Origin of the sequence: Streptomyces sp. NPDC059832 (assembly GCF_042731715.1) — a bacterium.
Classification (GTDB): Bacteria; Actinomycetota; Actinomycetes; order Streptomycetales; family Streptomycetaceae; genus Streptomyces.
In genome coordinates this window covers 13,561-34,631 of sequence record NZ_JBHWIY010000036.1, presented here as the reverse complement: position 1 = coordinate 34,631, position 21,071 = coordinate 13,561, and the positions used below count along the sequence as shown (strand labels likewise).

Annotated in this window: 26 protein-coding genes and 8 pseudogenes; 21 read left to right on the top strand and 13 right to left on the bottom strand. The window is 68.4% G+C overall.

Going from position 1 to position 21,071, the window contains the following annotated elements:
• Positions 1-9 precede the first annotated feature (9 nt).
• From ACFV8T_RS37870 to ACFV8T_RS37860, 3 genes are read right to left on the bottom strand one after another with little or no spacing between them, the layout of a single operon-like run.
• The gene (locus tag ACFV8T_RS37870; RefSeq protein ID WP_385336393.1) at positions 10-1,605 is read right to left on the bottom strand and encodes a hypothetical protein; all 1,596 of its coding nucleotides are present in this window, start codon (positions 1,603-1,605) and stop codon (positions 10-12) included.
• Complete coding sequence (locus ACFV8T_RS37865; RefSeq protein WP_385336391.1) at positions 1,602-1,931, bottom strand: helix-turn-helix domain-containing protein; 330 nt, start codon at positions 1,929-1,931, stop codon at positions 1,602-1,604. Before ACFV8T_RS37865 ends, ACFV8T_RS37870 begins: the two co-directional genes overlap by 4 nt.
• The gene (locus tag ACFV8T_RS37860) at positions 1,928-3,007 is read right to left on the bottom strand and encodes a tyrosine-type recombinase/integrase (RefSeq protein WP_385336389.1); all 1,080 of its coding nucleotides are present in this window, start codon (positions 3,005-3,007) and stop codon (positions 1,928-1,930) included. Before ACFV8T_RS37860 ends, ACFV8T_RS37865 begins: the two co-directional genes overlap by 4 nt.
• 173 nt (positions 3,008-3,180) lie before the next feature.
• Here ACFV8T_RS37860 and ACFV8T_RS37855 point away from each other — a divergent pair.
• The 4 genes and pseudogenes from ACFV8T_RS37855 to ACFV8T_RS37840 all read left to right on the top strand — a co-directional run.
• Positions 3,181-4,092 (top strand): annotated as a pseudogene (locus tag ACFV8T_RS37855) (IS256 family transposase); the annotation flags it as partial.
• Positions 4,093-4,124: 32 nt separating this feature from the next.
• On the top strand, positions 4,125-4,925 hold the full coding sequence (locus tag ACFV8T_RS37850; protein WP_385336457.1) for an alpha/beta fold hydrolase: 801 nt from the start codon (positions 4,125-4,127) through the stop codon (positions 4,923-4,925).
• Positions 4,926-5,107: 182 nt separating this feature from the next.
• Positions 5,108-5,695: an RNA polymerase sigma factor gene (locus ACFV8T_RS37845; protein ID WP_385336387.1), complete on the top strand. Its 588-nt coding sequence runs from the start codon at positions 5,108-5,110 to the stop codon at positions 5,693-5,695.
• Positions 5,695-5,919 (top strand): hypothetical protein, encoded by a 225-nt coding sequence (locus tag ACFV8T_RS37840; protein ID WP_385336385.1) that lies wholly within the window; start codon positions 5,695-5,697, stop codon positions 5,917-5,919. Before ACFV8T_RS37845 ends, ACFV8T_RS37840 begins: the two co-directional genes overlap by 1 nt.
• A 49-nt stretch (positions 5,920-5,968) precedes the next feature.
• Here ACFV8T_RS37840 and ACFV8T_RS37835 read toward each other — a convergent pair whose 3' ends face one another.
• Entirely contained in the window at positions 5,969-6,316 is a 348-nt protein-coding gene (locus ACFV8T_RS37835; RefSeq protein WP_385336383.1) for a hypothetical protein, read from the bottom strand.
• A 277-nt stretch (positions 6,317-6,593) separates the two neighbouring features.
• Here ACFV8T_RS37835 and ACFV8T_RS37830 point away from each other — a divergent pair, with 277 nt between their 5' ends.
• The 5 genes and pseudogenes from ACFV8T_RS37830 (at position 6,594) to ACFV8T_RS37810 (ending at position 8,721) form a co-directional block, all read left to right on the top strand.
• Positions 6,594-6,728 carry a hypothetical protein gene (locus ACFV8T_RS37830; protein WP_385336381.1) on the top strand — a complete coding sequence of 45 codons (135 nt, stop codon included), beginning with the start codon at positions 6,594-6,596 and terminating at the stop codon, positions 6,726-6,728.
• A gap of 6 nt (positions 6,729-6,734) precedes the next feature.
• Positions 6,735-7,083 (top strand): annotated as a pseudogene (locus ACFV8T_RS37825) (hypothetical protein).
• A 214-nt stretch (positions 7,084-7,297) separates the two neighbouring features.
• Complete coding sequence (locus ACFV8T_RS37820) at positions 7,298-7,576, top strand: hypothetical protein (RefSeq protein ID WP_385336379.1); 279 nt, start codon at positions 7,298-7,300, stop codon at positions 7,574-7,576.
• 84 nt (positions 7,577-7,660) lie between these two features.
• Positions 7,661-7,939: a hypothetical protein gene (locus ACFV8T_RS37815; RefSeq protein ID WP_385336377.1), complete on the top strand. Its 279-nt coding sequence runs from the start codon at positions 7,661-7,663 to the stop codon at positions 7,937-7,939.
• 398 nt (positions 7,940-8,337) lie between these two features.
• Complete coding sequence (locus ACFV8T_RS37810) at positions 8,338-8,721, top strand: hypothetical protein (protein WP_385336375.1); 384 nt, start codon at positions 8,338-8,340, stop codon at positions 8,719-8,721.
• Positions 8,722-8,847: 126 nt separating this feature from the next.
• Here ACFV8T_RS37810 and ACFV8T_RS37805 read toward each other — a convergent pair whose 3' ends face one another.
• The 3 genes from ACFV8T_RS37805 to ACFV8T_RS37795 form a co-directional block, all read right to left on the bottom strand.
• Positions 8,848-9,453, bottom strand: coding sequence for a chloramphenicol phosphotransferase CPT family protein (locus ACFV8T_RS37805; RefSeq protein WP_385336373.1), 606 nt, complete (start codon positions 9,451-9,453; stop codon positions 8,848-8,850).
• A 126-nt stretch (positions 9,454-9,579) separates the two neighbouring features.
• Positions 9,580-9,843, bottom strand: coding sequence for a hypothetical protein (locus ACFV8T_RS37800; protein ID WP_385336371.1), 264 nt, complete (start codon positions 9,841-9,843; stop codon positions 9,580-9,582).
• 104 nt (positions 9,844-9,947) lie between these two features.
• On the bottom strand, positions 9,948-10,388 hold the full coding sequence (locus ACFV8T_RS37795) for a hypothetical protein (protein ID WP_385336369.1): 441 nt from the start codon (positions 10,386-10,388) through the stop codon (positions 9,948-9,950).
• Between the two features lie 238 nt (positions 10,389-10,626).
• Here ACFV8T_RS37795 and ACFV8T_RS37790 point away from each other — a divergent pair, with 238 nt between their 5' ends.
• Positions 10,627-10,998 carry a VOC family protein gene (locus tag ACFV8T_RS37790; RefSeq protein ID WP_385336367.1) on the top strand — a complete coding sequence of 124 codons (372 nt, stop codon included), beginning with the start codon at positions 10,627-10,629 and terminating at the stop codon, positions 10,996-10,998.
• Here the strand turns inward: ACFV8T_RS37790 and ACFV8T_RS37785 are convergent.
• Both ACFV8T_RS37785 and ACFV8T_RS37780 read right to left on the bottom strand, forming a co-directional pair.
• On the bottom strand, positions 10,988-11,890 hold the full coding sequence (locus ACFV8T_RS37785; RefSeq protein WP_385336365.1) for a hypothetical protein: 903 nt from the start codon (positions 11,888-11,890) through the stop codon (positions 10,988-10,990). The two genes, ACFV8T_RS37790 and ACFV8T_RS37785, sit on opposite strands and share 11 nt — an antisense overlap.
• Before the next feature lie 17 nt (positions 11,891-11,907).
• Positions 11,908-12,153: a hypothetical protein gene (locus ACFV8T_RS37780; protein WP_385336363.1), complete on the bottom strand. Its 246-nt coding sequence runs from the start codon at positions 12,151-12,153 to the stop codon at positions 11,908-11,910.
• 36 nt (positions 12,154-12,189) lie between these two features.
• Between ACFV8T_RS37780 and tpg the strand changes: the two are divergent.
• Positions 12,190-12,483: pseudogene (tpg, locus tag ACFV8T_RS37775) on the top strand (telomere-protecting terminal protein Tpg); the annotation flags it as partial.
• Between the two features lie 345 nt (positions 12,484-12,828).
• On the opposite strand, the gene ACFV8T_RS37770 reads toward tpg, so the two are convergent.
• Complete coding sequence (locus tag ACFV8T_RS37770; RefSeq protein WP_385336361.1) at positions 12,829-13,473, bottom strand: dihydrofolate reductase family protein; 645 nt, start codon at positions 13,471-13,473, stop codon at positions 12,829-12,831.
• Between the two features lie 200 nt (positions 13,474-13,673).
• On the opposite strand from ACFV8T_RS37770, the gene ACFV8T_RS37765 reads away from it, so the two are divergent.
• Both ACFV8T_RS37765 and ACFV8T_RS37760 read left to right on the top strand, forming a co-directional pair.
• A complete protein-coding gene (locus ACFV8T_RS37765) occupies positions 13,674-14,042 on the top strand; it encodes a YciI family protein (RefSeq protein WP_385323304.1) in 369 nt (122 codons plus the stop codon).
• Positions 14,039-14,413, top strand: a complete 375-nt coding sequence (locus ACFV8T_RS37760) for a sigma factor (RefSeq protein ID WP_385336359.1) — start codon at positions 14,039-14,041, stop codon at positions 14,411-14,413. The genes ACFV8T_RS37765 and ACFV8T_RS37760 overlap by 4 nt, the downstream gene beginning before the upstream one ends.
• Positions 14,414-14,687: 274 nt before the next feature.
• Here ACFV8T_RS37760 and ACFV8T_RS37755 read toward each other — a convergent pair whose 3' ends face one another.
• Entirely contained in the window at positions 14,688-15,161 is a 474-nt protein-coding gene (locus ACFV8T_RS37755; protein WP_385336455.1) for a GNAT family N-acetyltransferase, read from the bottom strand.
• 61 nt (positions 15,162-15,222) lie between these two features.
• Here ACFV8T_RS37755 and ACFV8T_RS37750 point away from each other — a divergent pair.
• From ACFV8T_RS37750 to ACFV8T_RS37740, 3 genes and pseudogenes are all read left to right on the top strand, one after another.
• A pseudogene (locus ACFV8T_RS37750) lies at positions 15,223-15,522 on the top strand (IS5/IS1182 family transposase); the annotation flags it as partial.
• Entirely contained in the window at positions 15,494-16,777 is a 1,284-nt protein-coding gene (locus tag ACFV8T_RS37745) for a transposase family protein (RefSeq protein ID WP_385336357.1), read from the top strand. The pseudogene ACFV8T_RS37750 and the gene ACFV8T_RS37745, both read left to right, overlap by 29 nt.
• A gap of 34 nt (positions 16,778-16,811) precedes the next feature.
• Positions 16,812-16,934, top strand: a complete 123-nt coding sequence (locus ACFV8T_RS37740; protein WP_385336355.1) for a hypothetical protein — start codon at positions 16,812-16,814, stop codon at positions 16,932-16,934.
• 21 nt (positions 16,935-16,955) lie between these two features.
• On the opposite strand, the pseudogene ACFV8T_RS37735 reads toward ACFV8T_RS37740, so the two are convergent.
• Positions 16,956-17,084, bottom strand: a pseudogene (locus ACFV8T_RS37735) (IS5/IS1182 family transposase); the annotation flags it as partial.
• Positions 17,085-17,287: 203 nt separating this feature from the next.
• Here ACFV8T_RS37735 and ACFV8T_RS37730 point away from each other — a divergent pair.
• From ACFV8T_RS37730 to ACFV8T_RS37710, 5 genes and pseudogenes are all read left to right on the top strand, one after another.
• Complete coding sequence (locus tag ACFV8T_RS37730; protein ID WP_385336350.1) at positions 17,288-17,593, top strand: hypothetical protein; 306 nt, start codon at positions 17,288-17,290, stop codon at positions 17,591-17,593.
• A gap of 21 nt (positions 17,594-17,614) precedes the next feature.
• Positions 17,615-18,034 carry an ankyrin repeat domain-containing protein gene (locus tag ACFV8T_RS37725; RefSeq protein ID WP_351268444.1) on the top strand — a complete coding sequence of 140 codons (420 nt, stop codon included), beginning with the start codon at positions 17,615-17,617 and terminating at the stop codon, positions 18,032-18,034.
• Between the two features lie 350 nt (positions 18,035-18,384).
• Positions 18,385-19,052 (top strand): annotated as a pseudogene (locus tag ACFV8T_RS37720) (IS6 family transposase).
• Positions 19,053-19,128: 76 nt separating this feature from the next.
• Positions 19,129-19,317, top strand: a pseudogene (locus tag ACFV8T_RS37715) (IS1380 family transposase); the annotation flags it as partial.
• A 146-nt stretch (positions 19,318-19,463) separates the two neighbouring features.
• Positions 19,464-20,336, top strand: coding sequence for a universal stress protein (locus ACFV8T_RS37710; RefSeq protein WP_351266533.1), 873 nt, complete (start codon positions 19,464-19,466; stop codon positions 20,334-20,336).
• A 93-nt stretch (positions 20,337-20,429) separates the two neighbouring features.
• Here ACFV8T_RS37710 and ACFV8T_RS37705 read toward each other — a convergent pair.
• A pseudogene (locus tag ACFV8T_RS37705) lies at positions 20,430-21,041 on the bottom strand (integrase core domain-containing protein); the annotation flags it as partial.
• Positions 21,042-21,071: the final 30 nt, after the last annotated feature.

Sequence of the window (21,071 nt, the reverse complement as noted above, 5' to 3'; positions counted from 1 at the left end):
AAGCAGGTTTCACTGAAGTGGCTGTTCAGCGGCCTGGTGCAGCAGTGCCCGTGCGGAGTCCGCGTAGCGCATCGCGGTCTTCTCGTCGAGCCCGAACACCTCGGCGAGGTGGAGCGGGTCGGGCCCGTGGGTCAGGGCCTCTTCGAGTTGGCGGTCGACGCGGAGCCGTTCCAGCGTCGCGTCCTGCCCGCGCATCGCGGCGCTGATCCAGTGGTTGCTGGCGCGGCTGGCCTTCGTGGCGGTCTGGTTGTTGATCAGTAGGTGGAGGTTCGCGGTGCTCGGCCACCGGTTTCGCCGGTGCTCCAGCCAGTCCAGCAGCAGCTTCAGGGTGAGATCGTCGAGCGGGCGGACACGTCCGGCGATGGTCAGCCGACGGTTGCCGATGTCGAGGTCGTCGAGCATGAGGTTGGCGATCTGGGCGACCCGGGCGGCGTGGACCGCTCCGAGGGCGAGGATGAGCCGCGTCGCCGGGGTGGTGGCCGCCGCGGCGGAGCGGTCGACCTGCTCTGGGACGAGCGGTTGCAGCACGGCGTACTCGTATTGCCCGACCTTGATCCGACTGGTGGGGTTGCGGAAGATCAGCCCGTTCCGCTTTGCCCAGGTGAACAGCGAGCGCAGGGCGACGAGTTGGTCGTGGCGCTGGTGGCCGTGCAGTGTCTTGATGTAGGTGAGGACGTCGTCGCGTGTCACCTCCCGCAGGTGGTCGTAGGGGTTCGACCATTCCAGCAGGGCCGGGCGGACTCGGTTGAGGTAGAGCCAGACCGTTCCTTCCCGTCGCGGGAGGCTGCGGGGGCCGCCGTCGCGCAGGACGCGGGTCCAGCGCTCGGCCTCCGAGCGGATGCCGGGTGCGAGACCCTCCAGCCTCTCGGCGAGCCAGCGTTCGAAGGAGGGTTCGCTGTCGTCCTCGAAGATCCCCATCTCGTCCAGGACCGTGATGGTGTGGCCGACCGGCAGGTCCAGGGCCCGCAGCGGGGCGAAGATCTCCGTGTGCCGGATGACGTCGCCCTCGACGTAGCCGGTGAGGACGAGGGCCAGGCCGCGGTTGACGGCGAAGCGGATGTTGCGTCCCCAGCCGCGGGTCTCGGCGAGCCGGTGGGCTAGGTACTTTGCCCAGGCCAACCACGGGCTGGCCAGGTCGGCGTCGGCCAGGGCGAGACGGCTGTAGTCACGGGGGATCTGTGCGAACAGCGGTAGCTGTCTCCGGTCGGCATTCGGCCGCCAGGCCGGCGCGGGCGGCGGCTTTCGAGGGGCGCCCCGCCGTCCGCCGCGCCGCCGAGGGGCGGATGCCGATCCGTTCCGGTGGTGCATGCCCATGAAGAACAGCTGGTGGTGCCGGGCCGCGTTGAGGCGGGCCCTCACGTCGGCCTCGGCGGCCGACCGGTCGATAGCGGCCTGGGTGCCCAGCCGGGCCTGGCACCAGCACAGACGGCAGTAATCCCACTTCAGAGGCTGGGTGCGGCGACAACAGCCGGCGCAGACTGCCGTCGCGTGGCTGCGGCCGAACATGTAGCAGGCAGGGCAGAGCCGTCCGCTGAAGTTGCCCCAGGCCAGGCAGCCGTCGCAGGAGTCGGTGGGCTTGCGGTAGCCCTTCGGATACCGGCTCATGCAGGCGGCAGCGACCGGCCGTCGCGGCGCTTGGGCACCACCGCCGGAACCGGTCCGGCGGCTCCGACAGCGGTCTGGGTGACGTTCTCCTCGCCGGGGCGGATGACCTTCTGCGGTTCCGGGATCAGCAGGTCGCCGATCTCGCAGCCGAGCACGACGCAGATCACGTCCAGGTCCTCCAGCTTGAGCGAGACCGGCTGGCCGGACCACAGGCCGGACATCTTCCCGGCCGAGATCACCAGGCCGTGCTCGGCCAGGCTCCGCTGGAGCTCGGACGCCTTCCAGATACCATTGTTCGCGGCGGTCAGCCGCAGGTTCCACCTCATCGGGCCAGTCCTTCCAGCCGCTTCGCGGCCCGTTCCATCCCGGCGACCCAGGCATCCTCCACCCGGGTCTGCTGCACGTGGATATACCGCATCGTCGTGGCGATCCAGGAGTGCCCCAAAACCTCCTGGATCGCGAGCAAGCCCAGCCCATTCCCATAGAGCTGGGACGCGCAGAAGTGCCGCAAAACATGCGGCGTCAACTTGTCCATCCAGCCCGGCAGATGAGCCTCGACCGCGTTGTCGAGACCGTTGCGCAGGGCGTCGTCGCCGACCCGGCGGGCGGAGCCGTCGGCATTCTTCCGCTCGCTCGGGAACAACGGGGCGCCGGGCCGGGTGCGATCGTCGTCGAACTGGCCCCACACGTCCTCGATGAACCACCGCAGCGTCCGGTCGGCACCGTTGATCAGCGGCACCATCCGCTCACGAGGCCCCGAGCCGCGGGCGCCCTTGCCGTGGCGAACGTGGAGCTTGCCGAAGCGGCCCAGGTCCCACTTGATGTCGCCCAGGTCGAGGCCACATGCCTCGCTCACCCGCAGGCCGACCTGGGACATCAGCTTCGAAGCGGTGTAGTTCCGGGCAGTCGGGGCGAACTTCCGGCAGGTCGCCAGCTCGCCGCCCCAGCCCGTGAACAGCGTCCCGATCTCCGGCTCACTCGGCGGGATCCGCAGTTGGGCGTCCTTGGCCCCGCGCGGCCGGTTCATCTCGTCGATCGGGCACTCGACCACCCGGCCGGTCATCCGGTGCAGTTCGACCTTGTGCCGCAGCTCCAGGAACACGAAGTACGTGCTCAACGCCTGCGACCGGCCCAGCCGGGTGCCGCTGGGCGAGTGTCGCAGCACCTTTCCGAAGTATGCGTCCGCGTCGGCGGGCTCCATGTCCCACAGCGGCCGGCCGAACCAAGACCTGATCTGATCCAGGTGCCCGACGTCCCCGCGGATCGTGCCGTCCGCCAGCCCTGCCGAGGCCCGCGCCAGGACGAACCCGGACAGCACGTCAGTCTCGAACCGCTCCAGCTCCTCCGCCGATGCGGGCGCCCAGTGCTCACGCAGGTCCCGTACGACTGCCAGCGCCGCCAACCCGAGCCTCCTCGCCTTCGGCCCGACTGCGGAACGGTCGGACGAGATGAGAAAGCTTCAAGAATCCCGAAGTTACGTCACAGGCCGACAGAACACACGAAGGAGGAAGAACGCCCTGGCCACGGGGTCAGCGACTCAGCTGAGCTCAGGGGAACTCACGGGATGTCGCACAGCTGCCGCTGCTGTACCTGCACGGGCTGTCCTCGGGGGACTTCGTGCCCGCACTGGAGCAGTTCCTCGGCTCGGCGGCCGGGCTGTCGCCGACGACCGTGACCCGGCTGACGAAGCACTGGCAGGACGACCACGCCACCTTCCAGCAGCGCGGCCTCGCCGACAGCGACTACGTGTACGTGTGGGCGGACGGTGTGCACCCCAAGGTCCGGCTCGGGCAGGCGCACTCCTGCATCCTGGTGCTGATGGGCGTGCGCCTGGACGGCACCAAGGAACTGATCGCGCTGGCCGAGGGGCTGCGCGAGTCGACCGAGTCGTGGGCCGATCTGCTGCGCGACTGCCGCAGGCGCGGCATGCGCGATCCCGAGCTGGTCGTCGGCGACGGCGCGATGGGCTTGTGGAAGGCGCTGGCCGAGGTGTTCCCGGCTGCCCGCCATCAGCGGTGCTGGGTCCACAAGGCCCGTAATGTCACGAACGCCCTGCCGAAGTCCGCGCAGCCGGGCGCGACGAAGGCCATGCAGGAGATCTACAACGCCGAGGACCGCGCGCACGCCGAGAAGGCGATCGAGGCCTTCGCGAAGAGCTACGGCGCGAAGTGGCCCAAGGCCGTCGCGAAGATCACCGAGGACCGGGAGGAACTGCTGGCGTTCTACGACTTCCCGGCCGAGCACTGGATCCACCTGCGGACCACAAACCCCATCGAGTCGACCTTCTCCACCGTCAAGCTCCGCACCAAGGTCACCCGCGGCGCCGGCAGCGCAGCCGCGGCCCTCGCGATGGTGTTCAAGCTGGTTGAGTCCGCCCAGGCCCGCTGGCGGGCGGTGAACGCGCCCCACCTGGTCGCCCTCGTCCGTGCCGGAGCCCGCTTCGAACGCGGTCAGCTCATCGAACGTTCCGAGACCCTCGCGGCATGATCGAGGCCAGCCGATCCTTCTGGAGGTTCAACGTGGCATGGTCCGAACACGTGGTGGTGCGAGACGGCGTCCGGCTTGCCTGCCGGGACTGGGGCGGGCCGGGGCAGCCCATCGTGTTGCTGCACGGCCTGGCCGGTCACGCGGGTGAATGGGACGCGCTGGCACGGTGCTTGAGCTCCCGGTTTCGGGTTGTCGCGGTCGACCAGCGCGGGCACGGCGCCAGCGAGCGCCGCCCGCAGGACGTCTCGCGCGCCGCCTACGTCGCCGACGTCATCACCGTTGCCGATCAGCTGGCGTTGCGGCGGCCTGTCCTGGTCGGCCAGTCGCTGGGTGGGCACACGGCCATGCTCACCGCCGCTTCACATCCCGGACTGGTCCGCGCGCTCGTGCTCATCGAGGCCGGCCCCGGCGGTCCAAACCCGAGCGGCCCCGTGGATATCGGCGGATGGCTCGACTCGTGGCCGGCACCGTTCCCCTCACGCGAAGCGGCAGCCGCCTTCCTCGGTGGCGGACCGGTCGGCGCAGGCTGGGCGGCCGGGCTGGAGGAACGCGACGGCGAATGGTGGCCTCGCTTCGACCGGGACGTGATGGTCCGCTCGCTGACGGAGAATGCCCAGCGTTCCTTCCGGCACGAGTGGGAGCAGGTCGCGTGCCCCACCCTGGTCGTCCTGGCCCAATCCAGCTTCATTCCTGCGCAAGAAGCCGACGAGATGCTCCGCCAGCGACCCGCCACCAGGGCCATGAGCATCCCCGGCACCCGCCACGATCTGCACCTGGAACAGCCTGAAGCCCTGCACACCGCGATCTCGGACTTTCTCAAAGGCCTCGCCTGAGAAGAGTCCGTGAGGCTTAACAAGGCCTGGTACGTGCCGGTAGATCCCAGCGTCTACCGGATGACCGCTGCCGGCCACGGGACCTCTGGTTCCCGTACCGCCTGCACCGCCTCGCTGGCTCGCGCGTACTGCGACCCCACACGCACCGCGACGACCATCCACACCCTGCTTGAGGGGGCCTGGTGACCGGCTCCACCGAGTGTCACGGCCTTGCCGAGCCCGGCGAGATGCCCGAGCCCTCCCGCAAGCAGCAGAGCTTCCAGGAGTTCATCGCCCAGCACCACAAAGAGTTCATGCGCCACGCGATGAGCCGACTGCGCAACCTCCACGACGCCGACGAAGCCGTCCAGATCGCCGCGGTCAAGATGCACGCCAAGTGGACCGTCATCGAAGCGCACGCCAACCCGCTGGCCCTCGCGATGGAGATCGTGCGCACCAGCGTCATCGACTACTACCGGCGCCTGGCTCGCCTGGCCGACCGCGAGATTCCCCTGGCGGGCTCGGGACTGCCGCGCACGCCCTCAGCCGACGACCTGCTCGAACTGCGCGGCTACGAACGTCTCGACAAGGCCCGCACCTTCCTGGAGGAACGGGCACCGAAGCAGGCCGAATGCGTACGCCTGCGATTTCTCGAAGACAAGACCATCGCGGAGATCGCCGAGTACCTCAACATCACGACCAACGCCACCACAACCAACATCCACCTCGGACTCAAAGCCCTGAACACCCTCATGAATCTCCCCGAACCGGGGAAGGGAAGAGATTCCTGATGCTCGAAGAAACCCTGCGAGCCGAAGCGCAGGTGCTGCGCGACATGCTCAGCACATACGACACCGACGACTTCATGCGGCGACTTTCCGCACGGATCGAGCAGACGCCCACCCGCTCGCAGCGAGTGCAGACCGCACCGCCCGACGCGACCGTGGCACCGCCCTCGTTCGACACACCCGGGCTTCGATTTGCGGCAGGCGACGGGCACGGCGACGCTCGATAAGCGGGCCGGGCCCACCCTTCCCGTGGGCCCGGTTCGTTCCCTTCGGCGGTCAGCTCCTGCCCGCGCTCCCCGACGTCTTGCGGCCCCTTCCCGATGCCGTAGACGCCTTGGGTTTGGCCTGGGCGGTTTGTGCTGCTGCCTGGGGCGAAAAGCCGGCGTCCTCAAGGAACCTCAGCGCGGCAAGGACGTCCTTGCACGTCTTGACCAGCAGCATGACTGCAAGGTCGTTCTGCGCCTCCGGCGGCAGGTGCGCCAGGCAGCACTTGTGGATGCGGGCGGCCTGCTTTTCGAGGCTGTGCAGCCTCAAGGACGCGTACAGCTTGCTCATGTCGACGTTGTTCGTCGCGATGTAGCGGCCGTGCACGAGGACGAACCCCGTCTTCTTGTTCGCGCGCATGAGGCAACAAAACTCCAAGACAGCCGCGAATGCCGCCTACACCCATCGTATGCCTTTTCGATACTTCGGCCCCAGATCCACTGCGGTCCGCAGGGCGCCGATGGCCTTATCGACCATTCGCGAAGTCACTTCTCGACTGCTTTGAGAGGCGCTCGCCGTGCCCGGGCCTCGACATCGGCGAGCACGGGAGTCGCCTCTGACCGAGGTCTGCCCGTCGACAACGGAGCGACACCACCGTGTCACCCGGCTCCGTAGCCGGCGTCTTTACCCTGTCCCGATGCCGACGGCGGACGGCTCCGGCCGACGCCGCGAAGTGCCGTCCATCTTCATCGACATCCCGGCCCGCCGCCAGGTGCTCACGCCTCCCGAACTGCCCGAGGAACGCTGCTCTTCGTCATCGGCAGAGCCATAACGCGTATTGAGCAGGTCACCGACTTCCAGAAGAGACGCGGCCCGCTCCCGTCTGATCCACCGGGCGCATGCCGAACCCGGGTGGTTCCTCTACGCCCCGGCGTGCGCGCTCGTCGAAGCCGACCGGGCACGGCCCGGCACAGCCGAGCATCTGGCCGCGCTGCCGGGGCATCACGGTTTTGGACCTGGACCTGGCCGCCGCGCTGGCTCTCGCCCGGCAGGAAACGTGGGCGGCAGCCCACAGCCAGTTCGCAGCGCAGCCCACCCCCGACCGCCCGGACGGGGCGATCATCGCGACCACCGCGCGGAAGCGGTGGGAGGGCGAGACGGTGCGCGTCCTGGACCTCAACACCTGAGCAGCGGTCTCTGACGGCACGCGTCGGCGGCGCGGCGCTCGCGCTTCGGAGTGGCCCTGGAACGGAAGCCGAGACATCCGGCGTGCGGTGCGCGAGACTCGGCAGCTGACGAGTCCCGTGTGGCACGGTTCCGATGGTTCTTTACCGCTGATCCCGGCCGGAGGAACCGTCCGGCCCGCCACCCGCCGGATCGATTACCGCTAGGAGAATTCCCATGATGTGGAACAACCGCGCCGACTTCATCGCCGGGCCGGTGACCATTCCGGCTGCACAATGGACCACCGGAACCCTGTATGACCATGCCACCCGCACCGACGCATCGGGCTGGGGCGCCGCCGTCGAGCTGCCTGTCGTCCTCCAGCTCCTGGACCTCATCGCCGAGGGAACCATCACGCCGGAACAGGCCAAGACTGCCTTCGCTCCGGTCCTCGCCGATCTGAAGGTCTACGACCAGGAGGTTGCGGAACTCGAAGCCCTCATGGACGCTTCTTGACCACCGGCTACCGACTCCGCCCCGGCCACTGCGACAATCGGAAGCTGCGGCATTGCCGCTATGACACCCGCCCGGGAGCCGACCGTGCCTGAAGACCCCATCGCCCACAGCGAGCTGTCCGCCCTGACGCGTCGCTACGAAGAGACTGCGCAGAAGACCGACCGTGAGTTCGGCATCGTCAAGAGCGACCTGACCGCGCTGCGCCTCCAGGTCGGCAATCTCGACCAGAAGGTCGACGGTCCGGGCCGCCTCAACGGGCTGGAGCAGAAGATCGACGGGTTCCTGTCGGAGCAGCGCAGTGTGAATGCCACTCTGGTCGAGCTGCTTTCGGGCCTCGTCGGCAAGGACGCCTCCGCCGGCTGACCCTGGCCTCGCCGGAGGGGCCTCTGCTGATGGCCGTCGATGCGGGGGCTGCCACGCTGCATGTTCACCAGAGCCGCTCGATGGCCGTCGGCCCCGTTCTGGACGGGCCCGACGGCCTCATTGCGTGGTGTCGAGCCGTGTGCGTGCGACTTCCGGGAACGCTGCTCGTGCTTGATCGAGGAATTCGAGAGAGCCATGTGCCTGTCGGCTCATCTCGAACCGCCCTCCAGCACCTGGTCCGAGGCCGCCGCGGATGAGGACGTAGCCCTGGTCTCCGTCGTTGGACGGGTGTGAATCTCCACGATCGAGTCGAATCCCTGTCGGATGCCGCCTGCGAGGTGTTGGACACGGCCAGCGCCACTGGCTGGTCACCGTCGACAGCGACGGACACGCTGGGGGTGATCGACACGCTGGTGAGCGCCCTCACCCGGCTCGGGCCGTCAGCCCAGGCCGCGCTGGTACCGGCGTTGACCGCGACGGCGGCTCTGCGAGCCCTCATCACGGTGTCGCCACCCCCACAGCACGATGCCGAGCCGCAGGGCCCGAGGCGTCGACAGCGGCCCTCGGGCGGGCGGCACAGCCAGCCCGAGTACTGGATGAGCCGCGATACACGCGTGGCAGAGGCGCTCTGGCTGAACGCCCAGCCGGGCCGACGCGGAGAGCTGGCCGACATGTTCGCCGCCCTACCTCCGCAGGCGATGATCGAGGCGGTGAACCGACGCGGGACGTCCGAGGACTGGGGCCCGTTGCTGGAGGAGCTGACCCGTCGCTATGACGCGTGAGGGGCACCGCAGCCAAGGTGCCGTCTGCTCGGGGTGCCATCAGGTCGCCGTGGACGAGCTCGTTGTTGAGCTGTAGCAGCTTGGCGGCTTCCACCCATAGAAATGACGGCGGCGGGCCGCCGCCCGTCATGGCGGCGGCTCGCCGCCGTAGTGCCCCGCTGCTACAGCCAGCGAGCGAGCCCGAAGAACCGTGCGCGCCAGCTCTTGCGCGGGGACCTTGCTGGTGTCGACCTTCAGGTCGTACCTGGCCTCATGGGCATGAACCGTCCGCAGGTGCCCCCTCGCCAGGCCCGCCGGATTACCCCGTGCCGCCTCCCGCTCCTCCAGCACATCGACCGGGCAGTACACCCCAACGAGATAGACCTCTACGCCGGAGAGCGCCTGGAGCCAGTCCTCCAGCAGATCGGGATCCAGCAGCATCTCGTCGACCACGACGTTGCAGCCCTTGCGCGCCAGCTTGGCGACCGACGCACAGGCGGCGGCAAGCATCCGGCGGCCGACGTCGCCGTACCGGATGCTGATCAGCTGACGGCCGTCCTCGTCATGCTCCGACCGGTCGTAGCGGAACCCTTCGAAGCTCAAGTGCCCGCCGCGGGCGCCGGCCCATTTCTCCGGCACCATCGAGAACAGCGTATCGATGCCCCAATACAGGTACGGCTCATCGCTTTCTTCCTGGATCGCGCGGGCCAAGGTGGTCTTACCAGCACTTGATGTGCCGTTGAGAAAGATCACGTGACCAGGGCGGTCATACCGCACAGAGGCTCCCCATCCAACCAACGTATCGGGCTGCCGCGACGAGTACAGCTCCGATCGCGCCTGTTCCTTGAAGGTCCATCGTTGTTCGTGATGTCCGGCCTGTCAGTCTGCGTTCAGGTTGTCGTGGTGGGTGGCGACCAGGGTTTGCCATCGCTGCCGGGTGGTGTGTGGTTCGTCCAGCCACTGTGTCGGTGTGGGGCCGGCGGCGGGGAGGCCGGTCATGAAGTGGGCGATGTCGACGTAGTAGGCGTAGTCGCCGGTGCGGGTGAGTTCTTCCAGCTGGGCAATGTCGTTCCGGGCTGCGATGTCGTCCCCGCGCACGGCGTGGTGCAGGACGAGCGCGAGTTCGAGGAGCAGCGCGGCCACAGTGATTCCGGTGGTGGTGATCTCTGCCCGCAGCAGCGCTGCGCGGTCTGTGATGTCCGGGCCCGGTGTGCCGACGTCGCGGGCGAGGGCGGCGATCTTCGTGGTCAGGGTGGTGGCGCGTTGGTCGAGTCCGGCCAGGAGCTGTTCGGCGTGGGCGATCTCCCGGTCGGCGCGGGTGGGGGCGGCGAATGCAAGGGTGAGGGCGAGGTGGGCCTGGGCGATGGCTTGTTCGCCGGTGTTGGCGTGCCGGCTTCGGTGCGGGCAGCGGTGTAGGCGGTGGCGGCCTGGGTCATGTCGCCGTGGGCGAAGTGGATGTCTCCGAGGACGCGTTGGCCGCGGCCGGGCCAGCCGAGGGTGCGGGCGGTGGGGAGGGCGGTGGGGAAGTCGCCGGCGGTCCGGGCGAGGTGCGCGAGTCCGCGGGCGGCGTCGGGGGCGAGGCGGCCGCCGCCGTCGGCGACCTGGCGCATCCCGTCGCGGGAGGCGGCGCTCTGGCCGAGGTCGCGGTGGGCCTTGGCCCGGTAGTAGAGGGCAGGTCTTCTCGACAACCGTCTCCTCAGCCATCCCGCGATCATGACGTCTGTACTCGGCCAGGACAAACCGTTCCACCCTGATGGTCAAACTTCGATGAGACTTGTCCTGTCCCAGATAACTGTTGGCATGGTGCGGCCCTGACCTGCTGTGCTTACGGTTGAGCGGAACGAACGCGCCCTCCCCGTCCCGCTCAACCGTAGGCAGCCGCCTCTATGGCGTGCACGGAAGTCCACTGATCGGCTCGGAGGTCTCATGCCCCTGCAGATGGAACTGGTCGCGATAACACTCGATTGCCCTGATCCGCTGGCTCTGGCGGCGTTCTATCAGCAGGTCACCGGCTTTGAACCACACCCGAAGTCGGACGCCGAGTTCGCCGGTCTCAACCGTGAGGACGGACTGTTCATCGGCTTCCAGCGGGTCGAGGACTACCGGGCTCCGAGTTGGCCTGGCCAGATCGTTCCCCAGCAGCTTCACATCTGCTTCAAGATCGCGGAGAGCCTGGACGAGGCCGAGGCCCGGCTGCTGGAGCTGGGTGCGGGAAAGCCGGATCACCAGCCGCATGGGGACAAGGCGCGGGTCCTCACCGACCCTGCTGGGCATCCCTTCTGCATCGTCACGCGCTGATTGGCGTTCTCGCGGCAATGAGTGTGGCTATGCCGTCGGGGTTGCCGAGCCGATACTTGATCTCCGCAGCCGATGACTTGACGGTTTTCGTGAGCCAGATGCGGCTGGTGCCGCGGAGCGGGCTCTCGGTGGGGAAGCGCTGGTGGAACTGGGCGATGCTGCTGAGGGAGACGTAGAAGTCGTCGCTCATCGCCAGTTTCCTCCAGTGGGGAGACGTGAACATGTGGATCAGCGCGACGCGTTCGGGGAATCCGGCTGCTGTCAGCCAGAGTGCCTTTCTGTCCGGCTCGACTTCGGGCTCTTTGACTCGGACCAGGTCGTGGAGGGTCTCGGCTCGGTGGACGAGCCGGTAGTGGCGGTAGGCGAGGCCGGCCCAGAGCCCTGCGGTGAGTTCCTCGCAGAGGTCGATGAGGGCCGGGCCGTGATGTCGGCGAAGGCGCCAGTACTTGTGCTGTGCTCGAACGACATCGGGGGTGCGGGACAGATCGAGCTGCTCTTCGGGCGCGTGGACGTGCTGACCGACCCAGAGTTTGTGGCGGGTGCAGACGTTGTCGTGGATGGGTGCCCAGATCTGGGCGGGAAGTGTCGCGCCGGTGCGCGCGACGACGCAGCGGCGGCAGGCCCAGCGAAGGACGTGGTCATCCGGGATGGCGGGCGGATCCGCAGGGCGGTCGTCGGTCTGAAGGTCAGGGAGTGTGCGGACCAGGTGTTGTCGAGTCTGGCCGCTGAGGATGCAGAGGACATCGACGCTGGTCAGGCGGGATTCCAGCCAGCGTGACGGTGCCCGCAGCCGGGCCAGAGGGACATGGTTGGCCAGGGCCAGTCGGGACCAGTAGGACGACTCGCACTCACCGGGAAACGGCGGCAGCGGGATAGGCAGAGGACGGATCAAAGCGGGGCGGAACACGTTCATCCTGTGTGGGGCAGGGATGAGGGACGGCTGTGGCCGGAGGATTCGCTGCTGTGGTCGATGCGGATGTTCTTGACCGTGGCCCGCGTGATGCGCTCGGTCCCATCCAGGATCGTGGAGATTGCCGCCGCCCGGACGAGGTGGGAGAGACTTCCGATCATGCCGCCCGTGCGCTGGTGCAGGTATTTCGCCTGCTTCACCAGGGTGTTCGGCTCGTGCCGGTGGAGGCGGAGGGTGTTCTCCATGGACGCGATCAGGGACCGCCACTCGGAGTTGAGGGGGAACGGGCGGCGAGCACCGGCGGCATCGTCATCGACACCCGCGCCCGACTCGGCTACACCGCCCCGATCGGGTCGACGGACCAGGACCGGATCCGGCACCTCACGGTGGCGCTGCCGCCGATGTACGCCGCCCGCCTCTTCGACGCCCAGGAGCAGGGCGCCACCGACCAGCAGCTGCGGGAGATCGCTGCCGAAGCGCTCAAAGAGGTGTACTTCCAGGACGGCGGCCGCCGCGCCGGCTCCCTGGAGGAGGTCCGCTTCAGGGACATCGAGCACCTGGAGTTCGACCTGTAGCAGCCGTCGTACCCTGAGCATCCGCGAGCCCCGGACGGTCGAGCGTCCGGGGCTCCATCGCGTGTCCGCAGGGGCCGCGCGCTGGTCCTCGCCTCCAGGCGCATATTCACCGGCCGAGGCATTCACCCATCACATCAAGCCCTTGGAGAACACTGCCCGGCGAAGGACGGCGGAGACTGGCCAGTCGTACGAGGCCGCACTGAGGGACGTGCGCCGCGAGTAGGCCCGGTTCTCGTATAGCTGCTGCAGCCCGGCAAGTAACGTTGAGTAACCATCGCTCGACGGCCCGCCTCAAGGCAGCCCCGGGAGGCAAAACAGCCGGCCGGGGCCAGCCTTGAGGGCCGGTCACTTTCGCCAGAACAGGTGGTGCGTCACCCCGCTCGGGCTGGGAACGACCTCCAGGTGGTACCGGTCGAGCAGCTCATCGGGGGACTTCCAGAGTCGTACTCCGGATCCGAGCTTCACCGGCGAGACCGCCACGTGCAGGGTGTCGACGAGGTCGGCGTCGAGGAACTGCCGGATGGTGGTCGCTCCGCCGCCGAGTCGGACGTCCTTGCCCTGCGCCGCCTCCCGGGCCTGTTCGAGGACCGTGGCCGGGTCGCCGTCGACGAAGTGGAACGTGGTGTCGGAGAGCGTGTACGAAGGACGTGTGTGGTGGGTCATGACGAACACCGGGGTGCGGAACGGGGGCTCGTCGCCCCACCAGCCGCGCCACTCGTGGTTGTGCCAGGGCCCGCGCTGGGGCCCGAACTTGTTGCGGCCCATGATTTCGGCGCCGATGTTGCGTGCGTAGTCCCGCGTGAGGTAGTCGTCGAGGCCCCGGCTGCCCCCGGGTTCGGTGCGCATGGGCCAACTCGCAGTGGCGCCGGCCCAGGCGAACAGCCTCTCGGGCTCGACATGACCGAATGGTCTCTCGAGGGTCTGGTCCTCACCGGCACCGATTCCGTCACTCGAGACGTTGAAGTTCTGGACTCTCAGTAGCTGAGCCACGTGTTCCTCCTGTGATGGCGATAACGGTGGTGAGACTTGGATCGTCACCGTGAGGTCGGAGCCGATCGACGGATCTTGACCTCTACCGGCAGAATCATCTGATCTGCTGAACCCGTCGCCGGTATGTCAAGACCGTTCGGTCCGCGACGACCACCCCATGACGGGGCCCGACCGGGCGCCGCGACGGTGAGGAGTTGGACATGAAGTTCCTGCTGATCATGCACATCAACCCGGCCATCATGGAGGAACTGACGGAGGTCGAGCGCCAGGAGATCATGGAAGGCCACGGCACATTCATGAAGACGACCCGCGAGTCCGGCGAGATGATCAGCACCGAGGCGTTGGCCGACCCGTCGCAGAGCTCGGTGGTCCGCGTACGCGACGGTGTGCCGGTCGTCACCGACGGCCCCTACCTGGAGGCCAAGGAGTTCCTGGGCGGCTACTACCTGGTCGACGTCGCGAGCAGGGACCGCGCGCTGGAACTGGCCGCGATGATCCCGGACGCCCGGTTCAACGGCCTGGGCATCGAGGTCCGCCAGGTGATCTTCTCCGGCGGCCCGACCGCGTGAGTTCCGACCGCGCCACCGTCGAGGGCCTGCTGCGCGCGCTCGCGCCGCAGGCCCTCGGCGCGCTGGTGCGCCGGTACGGGCAGTTCGACCTGAGCGAGGACGCCGTGCAGGAGGCGCTGCTCGCCGCGGCGACACGCTGGCCGACCGAGGGCGTCCCGGACAACCCGCACGGCTGGCTGACCACAGTCGCCGGCCGCCGCCTGGTCGATCAGATTCGCAGCGAACAGGCCCGGCGCCGACGCGAGGACGCGGTGGCCGCCCGGGAGCCGGATCCGACGTCGCCCGGCCCCGGCGAGGACATCCCGGCCGACCGGGACGACACCCTCACCCTGCTGTTCCTGTGCTGCCACCCGGCGCTGAGCCCGGCCTAGCAGATCGCGCTGACACTGCGCGCGCGGGAGCGCCGACACCGTGGTCAAGCCGAGCGACGACAGCGTGAAACCGATGCCTGCGCTGCGAGAAGGACTTCCAAGCCACGCCCTGTCCGGTCTGCGGGAGCTACCGCGTCGACGGCTCCTACGGCATCTCCGGGATCCGGTTCACGACGCTGCCGCAGACCGTCTACTGCAAGGACTGCCGGAGCGAGATCCCGGCCCGCGATCCCGGCCCCGAGGGACCGTCCGAGCGCTAACGGGGTGGGGAAAATTAGCCGTCCAACCGCAGCACCAGCTCGTCGATCTCCGCTCCCCGCGCGTTCGCGAAGCCCCGGTCCTCGCAGACGACCTTGAAGCCGCACTTCTCCAGGACCCGCACCGATCCGGTGTTGTCCGCCGCCGCCCGGGCCAGCAACGGGCGTTCAGGGACCTCGGCGAGCAGCCCGCGCAGCGCCGAGGTCGCGATGCCCCGCCCCCAGTAGTAGCGATCGATGAAATACGTGACCTCCCGCTCGCCCGGATCGCCGTACACGGCCGCGTGCCCGACCACATCGCCGTCCGCGAGCACGGTGCGGGTGACGACGTCGGGCGAGGCGAGGATGCGCTTCCAATGCGCGTCGAAGTGGGCCCGGTCCGTCGGGTCCTCGGCGGTGAAGGCGGCCATCTGATTCGACTCGGGGTCGCTCATGTGCCGGAAGAACACGGGCAGATCGCTGGGGTGCACGGGACGCAGGGAGACATCTATGGAAGCCATGGGCCCGACCCTAACGACCTTGAGGGAAGGACGGGAGTGAGTCGGCCGTGACATGGGAAGGGCCCCACGGGTTGGGCGAGTTGTGAAGCTGACCTGGGCCCGTACGGCCTGTACCCACCCTGCCCTGTCCGGGGTCTCCCGCGCACATTTCGGGGAGTTGCTCGAAGAACTCGCCCCGCCCTGGGCGGCGGCCCGCGCGTCGGCCCTGCACGTGATGAGGGGCGGGCCCCGCAAGCGGGCCGAGGGTGCCGGACGCAAGCCGCGCCTGGTGTTCACCGACCGGCTCGCGGCTACCCTGGTCCACCTGCGGCTCGGGCTGCCACATGCCGCCCTGGCCGAGTTGTACGGGGTGGACCGCTCCACCGTCTCCGCCGCGATCCGCGAGGTCAGACCCTTGCTCGCCGCGCGGGTTTGCCATCCCCGGCCGCCCTGGTCTGCGCATCCGCACCCTGGACGACCTGTTCGCCTACGCAGATGCCGAAGGCGTCGACATCCCGCTCGACGGCACGGAAGTCCAGGTCCGACGCCCGCGCGCGGGCCGCCCCGGACGCCAAGCCTTCGTCTCGGGCAAGAAGAAGCAGAACACGATCAAGACCACCACATTCAGCGACCACCAGGGCCGCACCCTGTTCTCCGGCGTCGTCCGCCCGGGCCGCGTGCACGACCGGACCGCTGTGCTTACCGAGGGAATCGCCGAACAGTTCCGCCTCCACCCCGATGTGCACGCCGAGGTCGACTCCGGCTACCGGTGTCTGGCCAAGGAGTTCCCGTCCCAGGTCAGCGCCCCGCCGAAGAAGCCGGCCCAGGACGCTCCCGACGGCAACATGCGTGCCTGGCGCGAGGCGCGCAGGCGGCAGTCATCGGCCCGCATCGTGGTCGAACACACCAACGCCGAGTTCAAGCAGTGGCATCCGCTTCAGCGCTACACCGGACGCCGCGAGGACTACGAGCAGACCCACCTCGCCGTCGCTGGCCTGGTCTCCGACCGCGCGGCCCGACGCACGACCCGTCGCCTCACGAGCACCGAACTGAGCGTCGCGCGTCGCCTCATGGAGTTCGGCCGCTGCGACTACTCCGAGGTCTCCGTGTACGCAGATCTCCGCTCCGTCGCCGAGGTGCGGCGGGTGGCGAAGGAGCTGCCCGAGGGGTGGTTTCGGGGGCAGGAGGCGTACGGAGAGTTCGACGGGGTGCCGTTGGAGGACCAGCCCGCGCTGGTCCTCGGTGTTCAGGGGGCCGGTCTGCCAGCCGACCCGGCCGCGTACGAAGGACGGCTGCCGGTGGAGTGCGAGCTGCTCGACCTGCCGGTCGGCAGCATCGAGGACGTCTTCACGGCGGCGGTCGGTCCGAACAGGGGCGAGGTCAACTGGGAGGCGCTGCATTGGCCGGACGCGCCCGAGCTGGGCTTTCGCGGCGAGACCAAGCATGCCGAGGTGACGCTCCTCTTCAACACTTCCACGCGTGACCTCGACGAGCCGGCCGACGACCACACCGTCCTCGTTCACGTCCGCAGCGTCAGCGTCGACGGTCGCCAGATGAGGGATCCGTACGCGCACTGGCTCGCGAAGCAGGTGGGACTCACGGTCATCGGGCCCGGGCAGCGGTGCTGAAGCCGGCCGGGTCGCCCCGATGATTTTCGGTGGCATGGACGACCTGGCTGTGATCAGTGGCAACTTCGTCCTGGCTGTCGATCGCGCATGGGCACTCCTGCGCAACTTCATCCAGGAGGGTTCGCCTGGCGAACTGGGTGAGTGGTGCGAGCTGTGATCACGGCGGGTCAGCCTCAACGCCGCTGTGCTCGGCGGCCTGGTCCAGCAGGGCAATGCCCGCGGCGCTGTCGTGCGCGCTCGCGGTGAGGACGATGACGGCGATGACCAGACCCAGCACGTCCACGGCCAGTCCCCGCTTGCGGCCCTCGCAAGCGGCCCCTCGGTCCACCTCACGCAAAGGTGTGAAACCACCACGCCCCGCAAGAGTCGCCCACCCCCGTGACGATGGGCGAAGAACCGTTCCGCGCGTCAACTCCAGCCTTGAACGGCCGCACAATCCCATCCTCTGCGCATGCCATCGTGTCCGCCGGGCGCTACCACGCCCACCCCACCAACCGAAAGCGAGGCACCGTGAAGAGGTCCATCGCCTGCTGGATCGCAGCAGCGGCATGTGCCCTGCTCGCCCTCACAGGAACCGCCAAAGCCTCCGACGCCACCATGGCCAAGCCCAAGACGTGGTACTCCACCGCCGTCTGTGGTGTCGAGAAGATCGGAAGTGGAGACCACGGCGACAAGCAGCTCAAGGGCACCGGAAAGGGGAAGAGCAAGTCGGAGGCCGAAAAGGCCGCCCAGCGAGATGTACAGGCCCAGATCAGCAAGAAGTATGGAAAGGGGTACCGGGCGCACCACTGCACCTTCCGCAGCTCCAGGCGGTAGGCCCCGCGCCCGTGGAAACACGTGAACAATAGAAAGCGTAAGAAGCTACCGAAGCGTCTTGCCGCGGCTGCCGGTGACGGACACGTCGGCCTTCTCCAGCGGCTCCTCGCCCAAGGGGCCGATCCCGACACCCGCGACCCTGACGGAGCCACACCGCTCTATCTCGCCACCGTCCAAGGCGAAAACCATTGCGCTGAGCTGCTCCTGACGGCCGGGGCCTCGCCCAACGCCGAATCCCGGGGGTGGCGCAGCGGACTGCCACTTGCCGCAGCCACTGCCAAGGCGAACCTGCCCCTCGTCGAGCTGCTGCTGTGTCATGGAGCCGACCCGCACCTGCGGGAGTCGGGGGGAGGCTCGGCGCTCGACTGGGCACAGGGCTGGAGCGAAGACACCGAGGAGCGGCAAACCGTCCTGGCGCGGCTGCGCAACCTCACCGTTTGAGCCGTCCCCACCGGACGGTCGGCACCTCCGGTTTGCCGAGTGCTGCTGGGGGTGCCCCTATGTGCTTCGTCGACCCTGGCCGGGGTTGTTCACGGGTTTGTTCTGCGCAAAGCGTGAAGTTCCCGGCGGGTCGGGTGCCGCGTAGGCAGACCTGTGGTCGATGTGGCGGGTGACCGCGTAGGTGCGGAAAGGGTGTTCGAGCAAGGCTGATCCATTTCGGCCGTGACGCTCAAATGGACACTGTCACGTTGGCTGACCGGGTGGGATGATCTTCCGGTTGATCACGGTGGAGGGGGTTGTCCGTGGGCAGTACGCCGCCGTCGTACAAGGGGCACCGGTACCCGGTCGAGGTGATTTCCCACTGTGGGCTGTACTTCCGCTTCCCGTTGTCATTCCGTGAGGTGGAGGAGTTGATGCTGCAGCGCGGCGTCATCGTGTCCTACGAGACGATCCGCCGGTGGTGTTTGAAGTTTGGGCAGCCCTACGCCAACGCGCTGCGCCGCCGATGTACCCGCCCCGGCGACAAGTGGCATCTTGACGAGGTCTTCATCACGATCAACGGCGAGCAGAAGTACCTCTGGCGCCCGGTCGACCAGGACGGCAACGTGCTGGACACCCTCGTCCAGAACTGGCGCAACAGGCCGCGGCCAGGCGCTTCTTCCGTCGGCTCCTCAAAGGAATCGGGGCCGTGCCGAGGGTGATCGTCACGGACAGGCTCCGTTCCTACGGAGCGGCCCACCGCGAGGTGATGCCCTCGGTCGAGCACCGCTCCCACAAAGGTCTGAACAACCGGGCCGAGAACTCCCACCAGCCAACGAGGCAGCGCGAACGCGCCATGAAAGGCTTCCGCAGCGTCGGAGGAGCTCAGAGATTCCTGTCCGCGTTCAGCGGCATCTCACCCCACTTCCGGCCACGCCGGCACCGGAGGACCGCCCCCGACCACCGCACCGAGATGACCGTCCGCTTCGTGATCTGGGACCAGATCACCGGCGCCACCGCCCCGCCCACCGCAGCGTGACCCAGGCCCCCACCCAACCCCCACACGCCCTGACGCGCCCTCAACCGATCAACACCCCACCAACGTGACAACGCCTCCAGGCAAGGTCCTGCTGGGCGTTGCCCTCGCGGTCGCGCTCGGCGCGGACTGCCTCGCGGATATCGGGATACTTCGGGCCGAGCCGACCGTGTTCGGTCCGGTGGCCTCCGACCCGACGGTCTCCCGTCTCATCGACACCCTCGCCGAGGCCGGGCCGAGGGCCCTGCACGCGATCGGTTGCGGGCGGTGCGGTTGGCGTCCCGCCTCATGAGCACAACGCATCTTCCTCTTTCGAGGGCGTCCACGACCACCTGTTCCCATGCCGTCACCGTGATCGTCGACGTAGTGAACAATGGTCGGGTACGAGCGCGTCACGACACAGGAGGCAGAGGCATGACGGGCCCTATCACGGCAGGGATCGACGGGGCGGACGAGAGCCTCGCAGCGCTCGCCTGGGCGGCCCGTGAGGCCGTGCGGCGAGACGTACCGCTGAGGGTGGTGCACGCGTGGAAGCACCAGCCCGACACCGCGCCCGAGGTCGCTGGCCGGGACGCCCAGCTGGCCTGGGTGCGCGAAGGCGTCGAGCGGGCCGTCGCGACCGTCGTCGCGCGGCACCCACGACTGACCGTCACCACCGACGTCCTGGAGGGCGCCCCGGCTGAGACACTGCTCGCCGTCGCGGCGGAGGCGGAACTACTGGTGCTCGGCTCGCGCGGACACGGCCCGGTCGTCGGGTTCCTGCTGGGCTCCGTGGGCCAGCAGGTGATCGCCGCGGCGACCCGCCCGGTCGTCCTGGTCCGCGCCGATGACAAGCCCTCTGCGGAGGCCGCCGGGCGCGAGATCGTCGTGGGCCAGCACGGCGATCCCGAGGACAGCGCCACCGCGTTGCGGTTCGGCTTCGAGACGGCTGCCGCTCGCCACGCGAGCGTGCGGGTCGTACGGGCCTGGACGCTGCCGCCGGTGTTCGCATACAGCCCGGCCTCGCTCAGTCTGCTCGACGAGGCCGGCGGTCCGGAGCCGTTCGAGAAGAAGGCACTCGCCGAGGCGGTACAGCCCTGGCGGGATCGGTACCCGGACGTGCCGGTCGTCGAGCACGTGGAGATGGGCAGCGCCGGACAGGTGCTGCTGTCCCTGGCCGGACGGGCCCAGCTGATGGTCGTCGGCCGACGCGCCCACCGCACCGCCCTCGGGGCCCGGATCGGTTCCGTCGCGCACGGCGTCCTGCACCACGCCGACTGCCCGGTCGCCGTCGTCCCACACGACTGACCGCGCCCCTCCAGCGCGGGTTCCGCCGCGGTCAGGGCCGGCTCCAGCGATTGTGCCCAACGGTGCGCCTGCCGAAAACCTCATCCGCCCAGTTCAGGCGGCATGTTGGTACTCGTTGAGGATGCCGCCGAGTCGTTGGCGTCGTCGTATCTCGAGGTGGGTGATCTGCTCTGGATCGGTGATCGGCGTCGGCAAGGGGTGTAGCGGGCGGGCGTTGGCGATGCCTTGATGGGGCCGGTGGGCGTTGTAGAAGTCTTCGAAATCGCGTAGCGCGTGGAGCAGATGTCGCTGGTTCCAGATCAGGGTGCGGTCCAGGAGCTCGCGTCGGCAGCTCTGCACCCAGCGCTCCGTGATCGAGTTCATGCGCGGCATCCGTACTCCGCTGAGCACTACCTCGATCCCGGCACCGTTGAGGACGGCGTCGAACAAGGAGGGAAACTTCCCGTCCCGGTCCCGAATCAGGAACCTGGCCCGGCAGTCGGCGTCTTCGAGGTCCATGACGACGTTCTTCGCAGCTTGTGCCACCCAGGATGCGGTGGGGTGCGCGGTGGCGCCAAGGACCCGGATCCGGCGGCTGGCATGCTCGATCACCGCAAGTACATACATCCGTGCCCCGGACAAGGTGACCGTTTCCAGGAAGTCGCAGGCCAGCAGGGCGTCGGCTTGGGAGCGCAGGAAGTGAGCCCATGTGCTCGTAGGGCGTTGTCACGTTGTCGGGGGTGTTGGCGCTTGGTG

Coding starts and splice junctions, on each gene's coding strand:
- ACFV8T_RS37745 (WP_385336357.1), top strand. CDS start 15,494: ATGCCGCCCTGGCCGAGTTGTACGGGGTGGACCGCTCCACCGTCTCCG.
- ACFV8T_RS37830 (WP_385336381.1), top strand. CDS start 6,594: ATGCCGACGGCGGACGGCTCCGGCCGACGCCGCGAAGTGCCGTCCATC.
- ACFV8T_RS37780 (WP_385336363.1), bottom strand. CDS start 12,153: ATGGAGAACACCCTCCGCCTCCACCGGCACGAGCCGAACACCCTGGTG.
- ACFV8T_RS37840 (WP_385336385.1), top strand. CDS start 5,695: ATGCTCGAAGAAACCCTGCGAGCCGAAGCGCAGGTGCTGCGCGACATG.
- ACFV8T_RS37835 (WP_385336383.1), bottom strand. CDS start 6,316: ATGCGCGCGAACAAGAAGACGGGGTTCGTCCTCGTGCACGGCCGCTAC.
- ACFV8T_RS37740 (WP_385336355.1), top strand. CDS start 16,812: ATGGACGACCTGGCTGTGATCAGTGGCAACTTCGTCCTGGCTGTCGAT.
- ACFV8T_RS37870 (WP_385336393.1), bottom strand. CDS start 1,605: ATGAGCCGGTATCCGAAGGGCTACCGCAAGCCCACCGACTCCTGCGAC.
- ACFV8T_RS37865 (WP_385336391.1), bottom strand. CDS start 1,931: ATGAGGTGGAACCTGCGGCTGACCGCCGCGAACAATGGTATCTGGAAG.
- ACFV8T_RS37765 (WP_385323304.1), top strand. CDS start 13,674: ATGAAGTTCCTGCTGATCATGCACATCAACCCGGCCATCATGGAGGAA.
- ACFV8T_RS37790 (WP_385336367.1), top strand. CDS start 10,627: ATGCCCCTGCAGATGGAACTGGTCGCGATAACACTCGATTGCCCTGAT.
- ACFV8T_RS37710 (WP_351266533.1), top strand. CDS start 19,464: ATGACGGGCCCTATCACGGCAGGGATCGACGGGGCGGACGAGAGCCTC.
- ACFV8T_RS37820 (WP_385336379.1), top strand. CDS start 7,298: ATGATGTGGAACAACCGCGCCGACTTCATCGCCGGGCCGGTGACCATT.